At 40.1% G+C, this 382-nt stretch carries 1 protein-coding gene; it reads right to left on the bottom strand.

Annotation, left to right across the window (positions count from 1 at the left end; all coding sequences use genetic code 11):
• Window positions 1-44: 44 nt before the first annotated feature.
• Window positions 45-382: glycosyltransferase (locus tag KH400_RS22130; protein WP_217228312.1), on the bottom strand; the 338-nt coding region annotated here is incomplete at its 5' end.

The raw sequence follows: 382 nt of genomic DNA, 5'->3' as shown, positions 1-382 counted from the left end.
GCTTTCTTCCATTCACTTGCCAAAGCGAATTCCTCATTTCCGAATTACTCATTTAGCAATATTTGTTGATAAAGCTTCTCATACCTTGAGACAATGATTCGAGAATGAAAAATGGTTTTCACTCTTTCTATCCCACGTAAAGAAAATGCTTCATAGCTTGCAGCATCTTGTAAAAGCGAAATCGCTTTATCAGCTACACAGTCTGTATCACCAATCTCGCAAAGATATCCTGTTTCACCATCTACTACTACTTCTGGGATTCCTCCTGTTCTTGTCCCTATAACAGGGACGCCACAAGCCATTGCTTCTAATGCAACCAGTCCAAAGCTCTCCTTCTCACTTAACAGCAACATAAGATCACTCATTGAAAGAAGCTCAGCAA

Origin of the sequence: Desertibacillus haloalkaliphilus (genome assembly GCF_019039105.1) — a bacterium.
GTDB lineage: Bacteria > Bacillota > Bacilli > Bacillales > KJ1-10-99 > Desertibacillus > Desertibacillus haloalkaliphilus.
Note: the sequence above shows the minus strand (reverse complement) of the source record. Positions and strands in the feature narration are given on the sequence as shown.